Source organism: Acidobacteriota bacterium (genome assembly GCA_039030395.1).
Classification (GTDB): domain Bacteria; phylum Acidobacteriota; class Thermoanaerobaculia; order Multivoradales; family JBCCEF01; genus JBCCEF01.
The window spans coordinates 178,891-195,846 of record JBCCEF010000002.1; the positions used below are offsets into that span (position 1 = coordinate 178,891).

The following is a 16,956-nucleotide window of genomic DNA, read 5'->3' on the forward strand; positions in this document are numbered from 1 at the left end:
TGCGCTAAGCGCTTTTCAGCAACCTGCTAGAGGTAGCCCAGGCTGCGGAGGCGTTCGCGCTCTTCGGCGGTGAGCTGGCTGTCGCCTTCCACTTCGACGACCGGTAGCTCTTTCGCCCGCAGCCGGCCGTCTCGCACCTCCGCCCGCAGGCGAGAGGTCATGCGCTCGGTCAGCTCCGGCTGTTCCTGGGCGAGATTGTTCCGCTCGCCGGGATCCGTTCGCAGGTCGTAGAGTTCCGCCGCTCCGGTCTTGAATTCGTAGATCAGCTTGTGGCTGCGGGTGCGCAGCCCGAAGCGGCTTCTCACCAGCTTGTCCTGGCTGAGAGCCGGCAGGCCCTGCCAGGGCCCTTCTTCGATCAACGGCACCAAGCTCTGACCCTGAACATGCGGTGGGGTGGGGAGGCCGAGCAGTTCCGTCAGCGTCGGCAGGAGGTCGCTCAGGCGCACCACCGGCCGCACCTGTTGGCCGGCTCGGCGACTGCCCGGCAGTTTGATCAGCAGCGGTACGGCGACGGACTCCTCGTACACCTGACTGTGGAGAAAACGGCCGTGCTCGCGGAACTCTTCGCCGTGGTCGCTGGTCACCACGATCAAGGCCGGGTCGTAGAGCCCGCGGCGGCGCAGCTCATCGAACAGGTCGCCCAACTCCGCGTCGAGGCCCCGGATGCCCGCTTCGTAGAGATCCTTGAGGGCGATCAGTTCCTCCTCCGGAACCGGCCGGTTCTCACGGTCCGCGGACAGCAGGTAGGCGGTGGCGCACCGGTTCTCGGCGTCGCAGAAAGCGTCGTCGCCGAAAGCGAGCTCTTCCCGCACTTCCTCCGGTGACCAGTAGGGCAGTCGATTGCGGCCGACATGGGTGAAGTCCGAGTGCGGATCCATGTAGTGGAGAAAGAGGAAGAACGGCCCGGAGGCGTTTTTCTTCGATTTCGGCAGAAGACCCAGGGCTTCGCGATTCAGGCGATCCGCGTAGGTCAACCGATGGGGGATCCGGTCGTAGCTGTCGAACCCCCGGGCGAAGCCGAAATCCGCCTTGAGCCAGTCGTTGGTCACCCGGCCGTCGGTGCGGTAGCCGGCGGCCTGCAGGATCTCCGGCAGGGTCCTGAGGGCGGTCGACAGTCGATCCTTCTCGGTGGTGACCCGATGCACCCCGGGCTGCACCCCGGTGAACATGGTGATGTGGGAGGGCAGGGTGAAAGGCATCGGAGCCACCGCATGGCGGAAGATCACCGCGTCCTCGGCGAAGCGGTCGAGAGCCGGCGAGATCGAGGGCCGGCCACGCCGCTGAACGCCCAGAGCGTCGGCCCGGAAAGTGTCCAGGGAGATGAAGATCAGCGGGACGGCGTTCTGATCGGGCACCGCTCGGCGGGGGCGAATCTGGCTGCCGGATTCTCCGCATCCGGTGGCGACGGTGAGGAAGAGGACCGCCAGAATCAGCAGCCGCCGGCAAGGCAAGCGGTCGGCGGAAGCGCGCAGGGATGGGCTCATCGGAGGCTCGGAGCTTGAGGGTCTGGCGCGAATCGGGCCGGAAGGTTGAGAAGCGATGGCCGGCGAAAGGATGCCGTCAGTTGAGATATCCCAGGGCGCGGAGTTGGGCTTCCGTTTCCGCATCGTAGCTGTTGTCGTGGTCTTCCGCGGATGGATCGTCGGCTAGCGCGCTGTCGGCCGGGTCCCGTAGGGCGCCATCGAGGACGGCCTCGAGGCCGGCGACGAGCGCCGGCGGTGGATCCTCCAGGGGGTGCTGCTCGGCACCGTCGCTTCGCAGGTCGTAGACCAATTGGGTGCCGTCGGCCCGCCGGATCAGCTTGTGGTTCTTCCACACCACCGCTTGGCTGTCCGGTCCGTAGGCCGGAGATTCGGAGACCTGGGGAAGCTCCCGGCATGGCGTATGGCCCTCGATCATCGGCTGTAGGCTGATGCCCTGCATCTCCTCCTTCGGCGGCAGGTTCAGGTAGCCGAGGATCGTGGGAGCGATATCGATCTGGCGGGCCGGACAGTCCATTCGCAGGCGCGCGGGCACCGGCGGTCCGCTCAGGATCCAGGGAACCCGGATCAGTTCGTTGTACATGGTGTGCCCGTGGCCGACGCCCCAGATGTTGCGCGGGTCGCCGCCCAATTCGCGGCCGATCTCGGCGTGGTCCCAGAATTCCTCGCCGTGGTCGGAGGTGATCACCACCAAGGTGTCCCGCCACAGGCCGCGGGCTTCGAGGTCCGCCCGCAAGCGCCCGATCTGAGCATCCACGTAGCGCAGGGCGCCGTCGTACAGGCCGATCTTCTGCGCCCGGTACCCGCGGAACCGCCGGTCTTCCAGATTCGTGACCTCCTGGTAGCCCCATTCCTTGTGGATCGCCCGGCGCTTTCCTCCCATGCCGGCCTTGAAATAGTTGAAGTAGGGCTCCGGCGGGTCGATCGGTTGGTGCAGGTCCATGTACTGCAGGTAGAGAAAGAAGGGCTGGCTCGGATTTTCGGCTAGCCAGGCGAGGGCTTCGTCGGTCAGGGTGGCGGCATCCCGCTGGCTCACCCGGGCGAGATCGAAACCCCGCTCGAAGCGTCCAAACAAAAAGGGGTTTGCGGAGAGCAGGGCGGTGCGCATGCCGCTCTGACCGAGGATCTGACCGAGGGTTTCCACCGGTTTGCGCAGTGGCTCCGGCGGTCCTTGGGTTCCGAGGTGGCGAATCTCCCCGCGCAGTCCGGCGCCGTGCTGGACGGGGTAGAGGGAGGTGAGGATCGAAGCCGTCGCCGGCACGGTCCAGTTGGACTGCGCCACCACGTCCTCGAACAGCACGCCCTCCGCGGCGAGGAGGTCGATGTGGGGTGTGGTGTCCCGGTCGTAGCCGTAGCTGCCGACATGATCGGCTCGCAGAGTGTCGATACAGATGACCACCAGGTTCTGCGCCGGTGGCTCGCTGCAGCCGGCGGTCCAGCCGCATGCCAACAGGAGAATTGAACGGAAGAGTCGGGAAGCGCCCATCGGGGGCGAGATGATACCCCACCTGCGAGAGTTCATTTCGCAATCCATCGGCTAACTGCTAATCGCGGCATTTGCGCTTTGTCTGGGACGCCGTTAGAATCCCAGGTGCTAAAGGGGATCAAGGAGTCGGCGTCGTCGCTCGTCCGCAGTCGTTTCGCTGCCCGCGTCTCCCGCGGTTGATCCATTTGGACTTGAGCAAGGATTCGGGTACGATACGTGCCAATGCATGAGTCGAGCAGGAATTTAGGACTGGGGTCCTTGCAGAATGAGACGAAACGGATTCGTAGGAGTCTGATCGAAGCTTTGTTTTTCGGGTGTCTCGCGACCGATCACGGCACGCGCACCTACAACTTGGACCGGAGGTTACTCAGGTGAAAATGAAAACTGGTCTCGCGTTTCTTGCCGTGGCGATGTGTGTTTGCGCCACCCTGCCGGCAGCGGCAAACAGCTTGGATGTCAACGCCGCCGCCGCCCTCGGCGGCTCCGTCGGTACCGCCTGCGGCGGCTCGCCGTGTGGCCTCGAAGTGGTCATGACGGACGAGAACAACGCCTACGTGCAGAGCGATCATCCGAATCAGGAGCCCTTCGCCCGCATCGCCTTCCGGATCGACCCCAACGACGTCACCCTGCCGGAACGCGGCAACGGCACCCCGGGTCGCTTCCGGGTCATGGTGTTCTACCGCGAGCAGGGCAACAACCCCCGTCAGCACCTGTTCGTCACCCTCAAGCGCAACCTCGCCGACACCGGCTACCGGATGGCGATCCTGCAGCGGGACGACACCAACTCCTTCAACTTCGTTGGCGAGTTCTTCCTCGGCAACAACGACAACCTGATCGAGATCGAGTGGGATCAGGCCAACGATCAAGTGACGGTGTCCCGTAACGGAACGCAGCGTGCGCAGGCGACGGTGGAACTCTCCACCTGGAACGTCGACCGCGTTCGCTGGGGCGCCATCGACCAGATCGACACGGGCGTTTCCGGCAGCATCTACCTGGACACCTATTCGTCCACCCGGTAGAGCGCCTTGAATCTCGGATCCCGGTGAAACGACCGGGAATCGGGATTCCCCCGAACGAAGTTTGAAACCCCGGCCGAGGGGAACCCGGTCGGGGTTTTTTCTGTGTGTGTGGTGAGACCAAAAGGCGGATCCTGCGATGTCCCCGAAGCGAATTCTTCGCACTCGATGGTCGTTCTTGGCGGCAGCCTCGTTCCTGTTGGCCTGCGGGGGAAGCCCGACCGCACCGGAGATTACTGAAGAACCGAGTGCCTATGCCTGCGCCGGCTGCAGCGTGGTGTTGATCTCCCTCGACACTCTGCGCGCCGATCGCCTCGGTGCCTACGGCCACGATCGGGCGACCTCGCCGCATATCGATGCGCTGGCGGATCGCTCCATCTTGTTCGAGCGGGCGAACAGCGTGTCGTACCACACCGCCGACTCGCACATGTCGATGTTCACTTCGACCTTTCCGTCGGTCCATCTGGTGCGCAATGCCGCCCGCGACACGGGGCGGCCCCTCGATCCGGTCATTCCCACCCTGGCGGAGGTGCTCCAGGACGGCGGCTATCGCACGGTGGGCTTCCACGGCGGCGGCAACATTTCGTCGATTTACGGCTTCGATAGGGGCTTCGAGGTCTACCGCAAGTCCGATGTCGACGCCGCCATCGCCTGGTTGGCCGGCGATGGCGCCGACGACCCGCGGAAGCCGTTCTTTCTCTTCTTTCACGCCTACTACACCCATGATCCCTACACGCCGGAGTCCGTCGCCTTCGGCGGCGACTACCAGGGAGACATCCTGAGCGACCGCGATGAGCTGCTGGAGCTGACCGAGTCGAAGAGTTTCCTGGAACTGCGGGATACGTTCTGGGAGCGGGTGGACCCGGCGGACCCGGCGGACCTCGAGCGCCTCTTCGACCTGTATGACAGCGAATTGCTCGAGCTCGATGCACAGGTGGGCCGTCTGCTGGCGGCGGTGGAGGAGCGCGGCGAGCGGACGCTGGTGATCTTGACCTCGGACCACGGCGAGGAGTTCCATGAGCACGGACGCTTTCTTCACGACCAGCTCTATGACGAGCTGCTGCACGTACCTTTGATCCTGCATCATCCGGATCTGCCGCCGAAGCGGGTGGCGACCCGGGTGAGCCTGCTCGATCTCGCGCCAACGCTGGTCGGCATGCTGGGGATCGAGAAGCCCGAGTCGTTCCAGGGAGGCTCCCTGGCGCAGGTGGCCGAGGGCCAGCGAACGCCGGCGTTCGTGTTCAGCGAGAAGATCCGGCGCCTGCCGGAGGAGCGCGGCTTGCGGAGTCGCGAGTTCTCCAACTGGGCACTGGTCGCCGAGGATCGCAAGGTCATCGTCCGCAAGGGAGTGGAGACCTACGATCTGGTTGTCGATCCGGCGGAGCAGAACGACCTCGCGCTGGAGCATCCGGCCAGCCGCGAACTGGTCGCTTTGGGCAAGCAGGTTCTGCGGCAGAACGCCGAGCTGCGGGATCGCCTCGGGGTCGGGCAATCGGCCACCGAACAACCGCTGGATCCTGAGACCCGCGACCAACTCAAGGCTCTCGGCTACCTGCAATAGGCATCGTGACCAACCGGATCAACGAACCGCCGGTGAAGTCGCCGCCGCCCGCCGCTGCAGCGAGGGGGGACGGCACAGTAGCGGAATTGCGCCAGCAGGTGGCCCGCGATGCGGCGAGCCTGCGCGCCCGCGACGAGGAGCTGGAAAGCCTCAGCCGCCAGATTCTGGTGCTCGAAGAAGAGCTGAACGCCGTACACGGCTCCAAGATGTGGAAGCTGTGGATGGTGTACATCGCCGTGGCGCGGGTGATCCAGAAGATTCTCCTCTCGCCGGTCTTCCTGGTCGAGAAGGTGTTCCGCCGGCCGGGCCTCTCGGCGCGCTTCGAAGCCGCCGCGAAGCGCCGCATCCGGTGGTTCTCCAAGGCGGTGCGGGTGGTGCTGCGGCGGTCGAAGATCCTGCTGCTGCGGTTGCTGCTCGCCGTACCCCACGCCTGCGGCTGGATCTACATGTGGTTCTACGCTCGGCGCGAGCAGCGGCAGGCTTTAGAGCGCCGCAGGCAAGCGGTGGCGGAGGGGACCCTAGCGGGGTTGGAACTCCGGATGGCTCCGCCACCGCCTCGACCCGCCTCGCCGGCCCGCCGCCCGCGGGTGCTCTTGGTCAGTCCCTACGCCCTCTATCCGACCGACCACGGCGGTGCCGTGCGGATTTTTCACCTGCTGCGCGAGGCGAGTGCCGAAGTCGATCTTCACGTCGTGGTGTTCAGCCGCGATGACGACAATTCGGCGCAGCGCGAGGCCTTGGCGCCGTACTGTACGAGCCTGCACTTCCATCGCTGGCAGCCGTCCCTCAAGGCGGATTTCTGGGGATTGACCCCGCCCGGCGCTCAACTCTTCCGGTCGGCGGACGTGACCGAGCGCCTGCAGTCCCTGGTGTCGGCCTACGACATCGACATCCTGCAGCTCGAGTTCACCGAGTTGGGCCAGTACGCCACGCGGGTCGCGGTGCCGAAGACAGTGCTGACGGAGATCGACATCACCTTCCGTTCGCGCTCCCGGCGGCGCGCTGCCGGCTTCCACCGGCGCTACATTCACGACCGGGTCTTCGGCACCTCCCGTGGCGATTGGATGCGCCTCTTTCGCTACGAGGTCGCCGTCTGCGAGGGGGTCGATCAGATCCACGTGATGTCCGAAGACGACGGCCGCTATCTCGCCTCTTTCATGGCCGACGGCTCGCGGCGGGTGCGGGTGGTGCCCAACGCGGTGGATACGGAGCGCATCCGGCCGGGAGCGGGCGCCGAGCGGTCCGAGGAGGTGTTGTTCGTCGGCAACTTCCAGCATCTTCCGAACGTCGACGCGGTGGACTTCTTGCTCGACGAGGTCTGGCCCCGCCTGCTGGCCCTGCGGCCGGAGTCTCGGCTGACGGTGGTGGGCGTGGCGCCGCCGCCTCACATTCTGGAGCGCGATGGGCGCGATGGCGTGACGGTGGCCGGCGAAGTGCCGGATGTTCTGCCCTACTACATCTCTCACCGGGTGATGATCGCGCCCATCCGCGCCGGTTCCGGTACCCGCCTCAAGATCCTCGAAGCCTTCTCGGCGGGACTGCCGGTGGTTTCCACCACCGTCGGAGCGGAAGGGATTCACTGCCGGGACGACGAGCACCTACTGCTCGGCGCCGGCGCCGAGGAACTGGCCGAGGGGCTCCACCGAGTGCTCGGGGATCGGGAACTGGCGGAGCGCCTGGCGAGCGCTGGGCGGGAGCTGGTGGAGGCGTCCTACGACTGGCGGGCGAGCGCCCGCAGCCAGGTCGACTCCTGGTGGGAGCTGATGCCCGAGCCGGTGCGTTTGGGGGCGGCGGCGGGGGCGCCCGCCGAGGAGCCCGATACCGGCGAAGGGCCGCCGGAGATTTCCGTCGTCCTGCCCACCCGCAATGGCGGGCCGCTCCTCGAAGAGACGCTGGCGGCCATCTTCGAGCAAAAGGTCGAGCGGAGCTTCGAAGTGATCTGCGTGGATTCCGGGTCAGGCGCTGACGACCTGCGGCGGATGCAGCGTTTTCCCATCCGCCTCATCGCCATCGATCCGGCGGAATTCAACCACGGGTTGACCCGCGATCTCGGTGCCCGGGAGGCCCATGGGCAGGTCCTGGTGTTCTTGAACCAGGACGCGACGCCGGCTCACCGCCACTGGCTGGCCCGCATCACCGAACCGCTGTTTTCCGGCGATCGGGAGATCGCCGGAGTGCAGGGCGCGATCCAGGAGCGCCCGGAGCCGGCGGAGCGCTTCTACTGGGATTCCTGCGGTGAGCGCTTCTACTTCACCCGCGAGTCGGACCGCTGGATCGAACGCTTCGACGGCATCGGATTCTCGACCGTCAATGCCGCTCTGCGCCACGACGTGTGGCAGCGCCATCCCTTCGGCGAGGCTCTGATCATGGAAGACAAGAAGTGGCAGCGGGAGGTGGTGGAGGCCGGCTACCGGCTGGAGGTGCGGCCGGAAGCGGTGGTCGCCCACACCCACACCTACGATTTGCGCACCTTGAGCCGTCGCTGCGAGAGCGAAGGCTACGGCTGGCGCCTGCTCGATGAGCCCTACAGCCTGTTCGACGTCCTGCGGGACCTCTCCCAGCCGAAGATGTACGCCGACTGGATCAGCGGGTTGTTCCAGGGCCGCATCCGCTCGCCGGCGGAGTTCTTCTTCCCCTGGCTCCGGCCCTTGATGCTCTACCGCGGCAACCGCTGGAGCCGCGGCGTCAAGCTCTAGCCGCCGCCTCGCCCTTTGGGCTCGGAGCGTTTGGCTATCGGACTTCGAGGGAAACGCTTTCTCCCTCTCCGGCCACTTCCGGTCGAGAGGAGGAGGCGAAATGAGAATCTCGATCGTAGTTTCGACGGGAAAATTTCTGGCCCTGGTTCTGTGCCTGCCGTTCCTGGCCTGTTCGGCGACCGACCCCTGCACGCCGTCGCCGGCGCGGCCGATCGGTGCGCCGGTGAGCAACGCCGAGTGGGATGCGTCGGTGCGGAACAATTGCTTCGCCAACCTGCGTCGGATCAACCGCTGGTTCGGAAGGACCGTGGCGGTGGCTCCGAAGGAGAGCCCGGCCCAGTACTTCATCCCGGTGGGGGAGGCGGCGCTGGGGCAGGGTATCGACTCCGGCTCGGTGGTGGTGTTCGTGCACGGCTGGGCGCCGGGCTTTCGCGCCGCCGTCGACCGCGCCGGCGGCAATCTGCTGTGGTGGCAGAACGGCGCGACGGACTCCTCCGGGGTGTTCACTTCGGACTGGGCATGGGTGCCGACCCGGGGTGACGACATCCCGCTGACCATTTCCGATACGGGTCTCTTCCAGCAGGCGATTGCCCTCGATTCGAACACCATTGTCCTGGGCTATTCTTGGATCGACGACTCCTCGACCATCGATAGCTCTTTCGTCGATCTCGACTTCGTCTACCGCTCCGAGGCGTATACCAGCGTCAACGGCCTACGCCTGGCCAGCGCCCTCGAGCAGACTCTGGCGCCGTCCTTCTGGACGACTCCCGGCAACCGACTCCACCTGGTCGGCCACAGCCACGGTTCGAAGGTCGCCACCGTCGCCACCCTGGCGCTCCAGAACAACGGCAAGCGGGTGCACCATCTGACCACTCTCGATTCGCCGGAGAGCAACATCACCCTGGAGGGGAACGGCGCCAACTTGCTCGGCTTCTACCTCAACCAGATCCATACCAACGACGGCGTCAATGCCTCATCGGGGACCTTCGTCGACAACTATGCGTCGTATTTCGGAGTCGCCTTCGGCGGCAGCTCCAACACCCATCGCATCGTCAATACGGTTCTCAACCCCGAGGTCGATAGCTGCACTTCCGCCGGGGAACGACATTCCTACTCGGCCGAGTGGTATGCCGGCGGCGCCGCCGCGGCTCGCAAGTTCGGCCTGTCACCCCTCGGTCTGGCGTGGCCGCCGCCACAAACGCCCAATCGGCCGGCGCTCAATCAGCGGTGGACCGGCGGTATCCAGGAGCGGAACCAGTGGTCCTTGACGGCCGGTCCGGTGGGCATCCTCGGCTGCGGTTCCGATGCGAAGACCTGTGCCTACGGCACCACTCCGACGGTGGTGAAGACGAATACCTCCCGGTCCTTCGGCAACTTCACCGGCAACCCCACCAACACGCTGACCATGAGCGCCGGACCGAACGGCGACATCGTGGGCTATGGCGGCTCGACGAGTTTCAATTCCAGCCAGTTCGGGGTTGCCTTTTCCGTCGAATGGTCGGCGCCGGTGGACGGCGACTACCTGGTCTTCACCGGCAGCGATGTCCTGGGAAGCCAGGAAGTGCTGTTCGTGATGGACGGCAAGTCCGCCATCACCGGTACGCATCCGGTCGCCATCAACGCCTACGTCTTCGACAGTCTGGAGTTCTACGTTTACTTCCTGCCCGCTCAGGGCAACCGAACGGGGCGGGTGACGATCCGATCGATGGCGGCGGTCGAACAGACCTGTGCTTTCGCGGCGACGGACGAGGCGGGTAGCCCTGAATCGACCGAATCTTAGGCGGGCCGGTCGGCGCTCAGGCCATCGGCCAGTCGGCGGCCGGCTCTAGCGGGCGATAGCGGCGTACCGTGAAGACGGCGCGCAGCATGCCGTCGAGGTAGCCCCACAGCGCCCCGCGGTGACAGCGCCCGAGGAGCCGTCCGTCGCGCTTGCGGTGCACAAAACCGCCGAGGGCATTGCGCAGGGCTTGGCCAAGGCCTTTGCGCAACCCTCGGAAACCGCCATGCTGCCAGTCGATGATCGCTTCAGAACGGCCCTGAGCGGCAAAGCGGGCGATCAGCCAGTGGGGCGTGATCCGTTCGGTGGAAACCAAGTGCTCGACGCCGGCTTCGGGAACGTAGAGGATCTTGCCGCCGCTGCGCTCGATGCGCAGGCAGAGTTCGATCTCCTCGCAGGAACGGAGCGATTTCCCCTTGCGGCCCAGGTCCGTGCTAAAGCCGCCGAAGCGGTCGAAGGTTTCCCGGCGGAAGGCGATATTGGCGCCGCGCGGGTACTCGTTGTACTCCAGCGGGTGGATTTCGTCGCCGCGATCCCACACGGTCAAGTACGGCAGGTAGCGCTCGGCGAACCAGTCCGGTAGGTCGCCCTCGAAGCGTGGCTCCACCGGGCCGCCGGCGGCAAGTGCCCGGTCGCGTTGCAGGGCTTCGACCAGGGCGCCCAGCCAGGCGGGCTCCGGAAAGGCGTCGTCGTCCAGAAAGGCGACGATCTCGCCCTTCGCCTCGCGGATGCCGCGGTTGCGCGCCGCCGATAGGCCAATGGCCGGCTCCTCGACCACCCTCACCCGACCGGGATATTCGGCGGCAATCCCCTGGGCGACGGTGAGGGTGTCATCGGTGGAGCGGTTGTCGATGATCACCAGCTCCCAGCGGTCCGCCGGGTAGTCGACCCCGAGCACCGCTTGGCAGGCCTCCGCTAGCAGGCGGGACCGGTTGTGCGTGCAGACGACGACGCTAGCCTGCATTTCTCACCCGCCACCTTCTGCGAGGCCGTATGCCGCTGAATCTGCCGCGCTATCCGGAGAGCCTGCTCCTCGACGTACTACGAGCACGCCTTTTTCACCGACCCCGCGGATGCCTTGCATCTGCTGCGACCTACGGCCTCTCGCTACGGTCGCGGGTGTGAAATGCAGGCTTGGGGGATCGGACTTCATGGCGGTGAAGGGCTTCGCAGGTTTCCAGCTTGCTGGTCGCGGGAGCGTAGCACAGGGTCGGGCTCAAAAGTCGCGCTAGGCCGTGCCCCGAAGCTCGTCGATCAGCTCGCCGAGGCGCCGTGCGCGGGCCTCCCAGGAGGCTCCCACCACCGCCTCCCGGCGCTGGCGGCGAAGGGCGTTGGAATCCCGCGCTAGCGCCGCGTCGAGGAGGCCCGCCAGATCGTCCCCGTCATCGTAAAGGTGCACCCCCGGGACCTCGGCCCAGTGTTCCGTTCCGGGCAGGCGCCGCACCACCACCGGAAGTCCGAGGGCCAGCATCTCGTAGACCTTCACGGAGTCGATGGCGCGGGTAATGGCGAGGTCGCGATAGGGGACCAGGCCCACCTGGAGGGAGCCGAGGAACGGCGCTACCCGATCGAAGGGGATCTCACCGAGCAGCTCCAGGCGCTCGCCGCCGCCGGCCGAATCGGATCTTGCGAGGGCTTCCATCGCTGGATGCTCCAGCCGGCCGGCGAGGCGAATCCGCCAGCGCCCCGAGTCGAGCAGCCGGGCGAGGGCTGCCGTATCGATCCGCTGGTCGAGGGCGCCGACCATGCCGGCGACCGGCCATTCGCCCTCGGAGTCCACCGCCGGCGTCGGCTCTTGGGGGAAGTCGAGAAACGAGCGGTCCACCCCGTTGGGCAGGGCTTCGACGCGCCGGGCGAAAGGCCGCGAACGCTCCAGCAGGTCCGGCGAAGTGGCGGTCACCAGATCGGCGGCGGTCAACAATTCCTCCTCCCGCCGGCCGACCTCCGGCGGTACGCCGGGAAACTCCGTGTGGAGATCGATCCGGTCGTAGACCAACGGCACGCCCCAGGCATAGCGCAGGGCGACGGCGAGGGGAAGCCAGAAGGGGAGCTGTGCCACCACCGCCGCGGGTGGCTCGCGCAGGGAACGTCGCATCTCTTCGGCGACCGCCTCGATTTCCGACGGCGGTAAGGCCTGTCGGAAGGGGTCCGGGCGACCGGTGAGCCGGCGCGAAACCCGTTCGAGTCCGGGCGCGAGCACGCGATGCTGCCAGCGCGGCTGTAGCCGCTGCCGGTCGAAGGTTTCGAGGTAGATCACCGGTCGCCCCTGGCGGGCGAGGCCGGCGGCGAGCTGTTGCGGACGCTGGTATCGCTCGTGCCAGGGTAGGGCGGGCAAGTAGAGGAGAGGCCTGGCATTGGGCGCCAGCGCTCGCGGGTCTTCTGGCTGCCGCCGCTGGCGCGCCACCGGACGTAGACGGTCCCGGTCTTCCCGCCGCAGCGGCGCGCGGCCGGCGAGGAGTCGGCGGGCCACCGCCCGGAGCGCCCGTTCGACGAGTCCGGCGAGGCGCAACAGGCGGTCGCCGGGCCGGTCGGGACGGCGAAAGTAGGGACGGAAGAAGGGAGCGCTCATGGCCACTGCGGATGGTAACCTGTCGCCTCCGCCGGGGACTCGCAACGCCCCCGAATTCCTTCCCGGAACCGACCACGATAGGTGAGCGACTCTCTGCCATGACGGACTCCAAGACGTTTCATATCGGTGTGACCGGCGGTGCCGGTTTCATCGGATCCCATCTCGCCGATGCCTTTCTGAGCCGTGGCCATGCGGTCACGGTGATCGACGACCTTTCCGGTGGCAAGAAGGAGAATGTGCCGGACGACGCCACCTTCGTGGAGTACGACATCCGGTCGCCCCAGGCTTCCCAGGCGGTGGCCGACCTTGGAATCGAGGTGTTGGTTCACCACGCGGCGCAGATGGACGTCGGGCGCTCGGTGAAGGATCCGGTGTTCGATGCCGACGTCAACGTGGTGGGCAGCCTCAACCTGCTGGAGGCCGGCCGCAAGGCGGCGCTCCGCCAGGTGATCTTCGCTTCGACCGGTGGCGCGATGTACGGCGAGCAGGAGGTCTACCCGGCGCCCGAGGAGCACCCGACGAGGCCCGTTTCACCTTACGGGGTCAGCAAGCTGGCGATGGAGCGGTACCTCTTTTTCTACCAGCAGGAGCACGGCCTTGATGCCTGCTGCCTGCGCTATGCCAACGTCTACGGCGAGCGCCAGAACCCCCATGGCGAAGCGGGGGTGGTGGCGATTTTTCTGAACCGTCTGCTCGCCGGTGAGGCGCCGACGATCAACGGCGACGGCGGCCAGACCCGCGACTACATTCACGTTTCGGACGTTGTTCGGGCCAATCTCGCCGCCCTCGGCCGCAAAGGCTTCTCGATCTACAACGTCGGCTCCGGAGTGGAGACTTCGGTGGTCGAGCTGTACGACCAGCTACGCCGCGCCGCCGGCAGTGATCTCGAGGCCGAGAACGGTCCTCCCCGTCCCGGCGAGCAGCGCCGCTCTTCGATCGACGGCAGCCTGGCGCGCCGCGAGCTGGGCCTCGTCGCGCCGATCTCCCTCGCCGAGGGCCTGGAGCGAACCGCCGCCTGGTTCGCCGAGCGGGCGAGCTGAGTCCCATCGGGGGTTCGCCGATTCGCTTCTTTGTTCTGCTGTGTCTCCTGTCGGCGGCCTGTACGGCGCCGGAGGAACCGCCCCATCGCCTGCTGCTGCCGGCGAGCGGAGACGAAGTCCGCCGGGTGGAGATCGCCGACAGCTTTCGCCGTTCGGTGGCCTCGCCCTGGCGGGGTGAGATCGATCCCCGGCCCGGTGACCATCTGGAACTCTCCCTGGCGGTGGATCCGGAGGTCTCCACCGCGGATCCATCGGCGGCCGTCGATGCCATCGTCGAGGTGGCTACCGGAGAGGGCGCGCTGGAGCTGGGCCGCCGTTCGGTGACCGCGGCCGAAGGCTGGATCCCTTGGCGCCTGCCCCTCGACGACGCGGCGGTGCGGGAAGGCCGTTCGGCCACTCTGGACCTGCGCGGCGAAGGGCAGGCCCCGCTGGTGTGGAGCGAGCTGGCCCTGGTGCGCTCGCGGCCGGAGCCCGCTGCGCTGCCTCCCAATCTGATCCTCGTCTCCCTCGACACGGTGCGGGCCGACCACCTGTCCCTCTACGGCTACGAGCGCCCCACCAGTCCCGCCCTCGACGCCTTCGCGGCGGACGCCTGGGTGTTCGATCGCGCCCTGTCCAGCTCCACCTGGACGCTCCCCAGCCACGGCACCATGTTCACCGGCCTGCTGCCGGACCAGCACGGCCTCAAGAAGCTGGACCATCGCCTGCTGCCGAAGGTGGAGACGGCGGCGGAGCGGCTGCGGCGGGGGACCATCGGCTACCGCACGGCGGCGATCACCGACGGTGGTTTCTTGAGGCCCCGCTGGGGCTTCGACGACGGTTTCGATCGCTACGACGTGACCCCCGGCAACGCCTGGGAGCCGAAGGACGCGCAGGCGGTCTTCGAGCGCGCCGCCGCCTGGGTGCGGGACAATCGCTACCGGCCTTTCTTCCTCTTCGTCCACAGCTACGAGGCCCACCAGCCCTACATCAATCGCGAGGGCTTCGCCGATCCCTTCCTGGATCCGGACTACGAGGGTCCCTTCCAGAACGAGGCCGAAGTCTTCCGCCCTGGAGTGCCGGCGGCGGAGCACCGCGAGCGGGTGGTCGGCCTGTACGACGGCGGTATCCGCCGCCTCGACCACTACCTCGGCCGTTTTCTCGCCGACCTCGAGGCGCAGGGACTGTTCGCCAACACCGCGGTGATCCTCACCTCCGATCACGGCGAGGCGATGAACGAACACGGTGACTTCGAGCATGCCCTCGGCAAGGTGTTCGACGAGCACCTGCTGGTGCCGATGGTGGTGCGGCCGCCCGGCGGCACCGAAGGTCCCGGCGGGGGCCGGCGGGTGCAGACCCCGGTCACCACCCTCGACATCCTGCCGACACTGCTCGACTTCGCTGGTCTGCCGGACGACGAACTGCCCGGCCGCTCGCTGCGCGCCCTGGCGGAGTCGCCGGACCGGCCGCAGCGGCCGGTGTTCGTCCACGGCCTCAATTCCCAGGAGCACCTCGATGAGAGCCGCTACCGCTTGGACGTCGGCGAGACCACCTGGATCGTCGATCGGGTGCGAGACAGCGCGCGGGTCTACGACCGGCGGAAGGACCCGGCCCTGCAGGGCGAACGCCCGCCGGCGCCGGCGGATCCCGGAGGAGGCACCCTAGCCCGCGCCCTGGCCTGGCTGTCGCCGGGCGGCTACTGGACCTGCCTGCCGGCGAACAGTCCGCAGGTGGCGGCGCGGCGCGATTCCGCCCTGCGCCTGCGCGGCGCCTGGAACGGCTGGCGGTGGCTGGCGCCCGAGGAAGGCCGGGTATCCCTCGCCCTCGACCCCCGCTGGCCTTCCTGCGCGGTGTTCGATATCGCCTCCGGCGGCGGCGACCGGCGCCTTTGGCTTGGGCAAGAGGCGCTGCGACTGAAAGTGGGGGAGGGCGGGGTGCGGCCCATCGAAGAGCCCCCTTTGGCGGCGGGCAGTGTCCTGCCCACCGCCCGGCGGACGGCCGCCGGCACGCTGGTGCTCGACGACGAGGCAGTGGAGGAACTGCGCGCCCTCGGCTACCTACAGTGACCCTTCGATCGCCCGCGGGGGCAACGTCGACGGCCCATCAATCGTAGAATTCAGAGAATGAGACTTCTCCGGAGGTGCCCTCTCCTAGGCCTCCTGCTGCTGAGTGCCTGCGCCGGGGCCGATGCCGTCGAGGTATCGGATCCGGATCCGGTGCGCGTGGTGCGCGGTGACCTTCGGCCGCGGGTGCTTTTGACCGGTACCCTGCGCGCCCAGGAGGCACATGAACTGGTGGTGCCGCGCACCCCCACCTGGGAAGTCCAGATCCGCTGGATGGCGGACGACGGCACGGCGGTGGGCGCCGGCGAGCGGGTGGTGGAGTTGGACAACACCCCGTTTCTGACGGATCTCGAAGAAAAACGCCTCACCCTGGCGGAACAGCGCGAAGAGCTGGAGCGCATCCGCGCCGAAGGGGAGCTCTCCGTCGCCGACGCTTCGCAGACCACGGTGCAGCGCCGGGCCGATCTGGAGAAGGCCCGCATCGCCGCCGAAACGCCGGCTTCGCTGTTGCCGCGAGTCGAGTACGAGGAGCGTCAGCTCGCCCTGAGGCGGGCGGAACTGGCCCTTGAAAAGGCCGAGGAGGACCTGGCCGCGGCGCGCCAGCGGTCCGCCAACCGGTTAGAGATCCAGCGCCTTTCGGTGGTCCGATCCCAGCGCGAGATCGCCCTCGCCGAGACCTCCGTCGACAGCCTGGTGCTCGTCGCGCCGACGGAAGGCATCATGGTGGTGGAGGATCACCCCTGGGAGGGGCGCAAGCTCCAGATCGGCGATTCCGTGTGGGTGGGAATGAAGCTGGTGCGCATTCCAGACCTGTCGACCATGCGGGTCGACGCCCGGCTGGCCGACGTGGACGACGGGCGGGTGGTGCCGGGGATGGCCGTGCGCTGCACCCTCGACGCCTACCCGGAGCGCATCTACCCGGGGCGGGTGGCGCAGATCGCGCCGGTCGCCAAGGAGCCCAGTTCCTACAGCCTGCGGCGCTTCTTCAAGGTGGAGATCGATCTCGCAGAGACCGACGAAGACCGCATGCGGCCGGGCATGTCCGTCAAGGTGGAGGTGCTGCCGGAGCCGGTCCCGGATGTGTTGCTGGCGCCGCGCGGCGCCCTCGATCTGACGGCTCGGCCGGTACGCGCCCGGCGCGATGGCGGTGGCTGGAGCGAGGTGGTGGTGGGCCCGTGCGATGCGAACCGCTGCGTGATCGAGAACGGTCTGGCCGAAGGCGACCGCCTCGCCGCAATCCCTACCGGCGGAGTCGAAGGTGGCTAGCCACCGATTCTTCCGCGGGGAC

11 protein-coding genes are annotated in these 16,956 nt (G+C 67.3%); 7 read left to right on the forward strand and 4 right to left on the reverse strand.

Features of this window, described 5'->3' with window-relative positions; all coding sequences use genetic code 11:
- Positions 1-26: 26 nt before the first annotated feature.
- On the reverse strand, positions 27-1,484 hold the full coding sequence (locus AAF481_03120) for a sulfatase (protein ID MEM7480143.1): 1,458 nt from the start codon (positions 1,482-1,484) through the stop codon (positions 27-29).
- A 76-nt stretch (positions 1,485-1,560) separates the two neighbouring features.
- Positions 1,561-3,003, reverse strand: a complete 1,443-nt coding sequence (locus AAF481_03125; GenBank protein ID MEM7480144.1) for a sulfatase — start codon at positions 3,001-3,003, stop codon at positions 1,561-1,563.
- Between the two features lie 341 nt (positions 3,004-3,344).
- Between AAF481_03125 and AAF481_03130 the strand changes: the two genes are divergently transcribed.
- The 4 genes from AAF481_03130 to AAF481_03145 all read left to right on the forward strand — a co-directional run bounded on the left by AAF481_03130 (position 3,345) and on the right by AAF481_03145 (position 10,020).
- Positions 3,345-3,986: a hypothetical protein gene (locus tag AAF481_03130; protein MEM7480145.1), complete on the forward strand. Its 642-nt coding sequence runs from the start codon at positions 3,345-3,347 to the stop codon at positions 3,984-3,986.
- Positions 3,987-4,122: 136 nt separating this feature from the next.
- Complete coding sequence (locus AAF481_03135) at positions 4,123-5,544, forward strand: sulfatase (protein MEM7480146.1); 1,422 nt, start codon at positions 4,123-4,125, stop codon at positions 5,542-5,544.
- Between the two features lie 5 nt (positions 5,545-5,549).
- Positions 5,550-8,240, forward strand: coding sequence for a glycosyltransferase (locus tag AAF481_03140; GenBank protein ID MEM7480147.1), 2,691 nt, complete (start codon positions 5,550-5,552; stop codon positions 8,238-8,240).
- A gap of 100 nt (positions 8,241-8,340) precedes the next feature.
- On the forward strand, positions 8,341-10,020 hold the full coding sequence (locus tag AAF481_03145; GenBank protein MEM7480148.1) for a hypothetical protein: 1,680 nt from the start codon (positions 8,341-8,343) through the stop codon (positions 10,018-10,020).
- A gap of 16 nt (positions 10,021-10,036) precedes the next feature.
- Here the strand turns inward: AAF481_03145 and AAF481_03150 are convergent, their stop codons facing one another.
- Both AAF481_03150 and AAF481_03155 read right to left on the reverse strand, forming a co-directional pair.
- Positions 10,037-10,981, reverse strand: a complete 945-nt coding sequence (locus tag AAF481_03150; protein ID MEM7480149.1) for a glycosyltransferase — start codon at positions 10,979-10,981, stop codon at positions 10,037-10,039.
- A 264-nt stretch (positions 10,982-11,245) separates the two neighbouring features.
- Positions 11,246-12,586, reverse strand: a complete 1,341-nt coding sequence (locus AAF481_03155; protein ID MEM7480150.1) for a glycosyltransferase — start codon at positions 12,584-12,586, stop codon at positions 11,246-11,248.
- A 98-nt stretch (positions 12,587-12,684) separates the two neighbouring features.
- On the opposite strand from AAF481_03155, the gene AAF481_03160 reads away from it, so the two are divergent.
- The 3 genes from AAF481_03160 (at position 12,685) to AAF481_03170 (ending at position 16,934) form a co-directional block, all read left to right on the forward strand.
- Positions 12,685-13,626: an NAD-dependent epimerase/dehydratase family protein gene (locus AAF481_03160; GenBank protein ID MEM7480151.1), complete on the forward strand. Its 942-nt coding sequence runs from the start codon at positions 12,685-12,687 to the stop codon at positions 13,624-13,626.
- Positions 13,627-13,751: 125 nt separating this feature from the next.
- The gene (locus AAF481_03165) at positions 13,752-15,671 is read left to right on the forward strand and encodes a sulfatase (protein MEM7480152.1); all 1,920 of its coding nucleotides are present in this window, start codon (positions 13,752-13,754) and stop codon (positions 15,669-15,671) included.
- Positions 15,672-15,728: 57 nt separating this feature from the next.
- Positions 15,729-16,934: an efflux RND transporter periplasmic adaptor subunit gene (locus AAF481_03170; protein MEM7480153.1), complete on the forward strand. Its 1,206-nt coding sequence runs from the start codon at positions 15,729-15,731 to the stop codon at positions 16,932-16,934.
- Positions 16,935-16,956 lie beyond the last annotated feature (22 nt).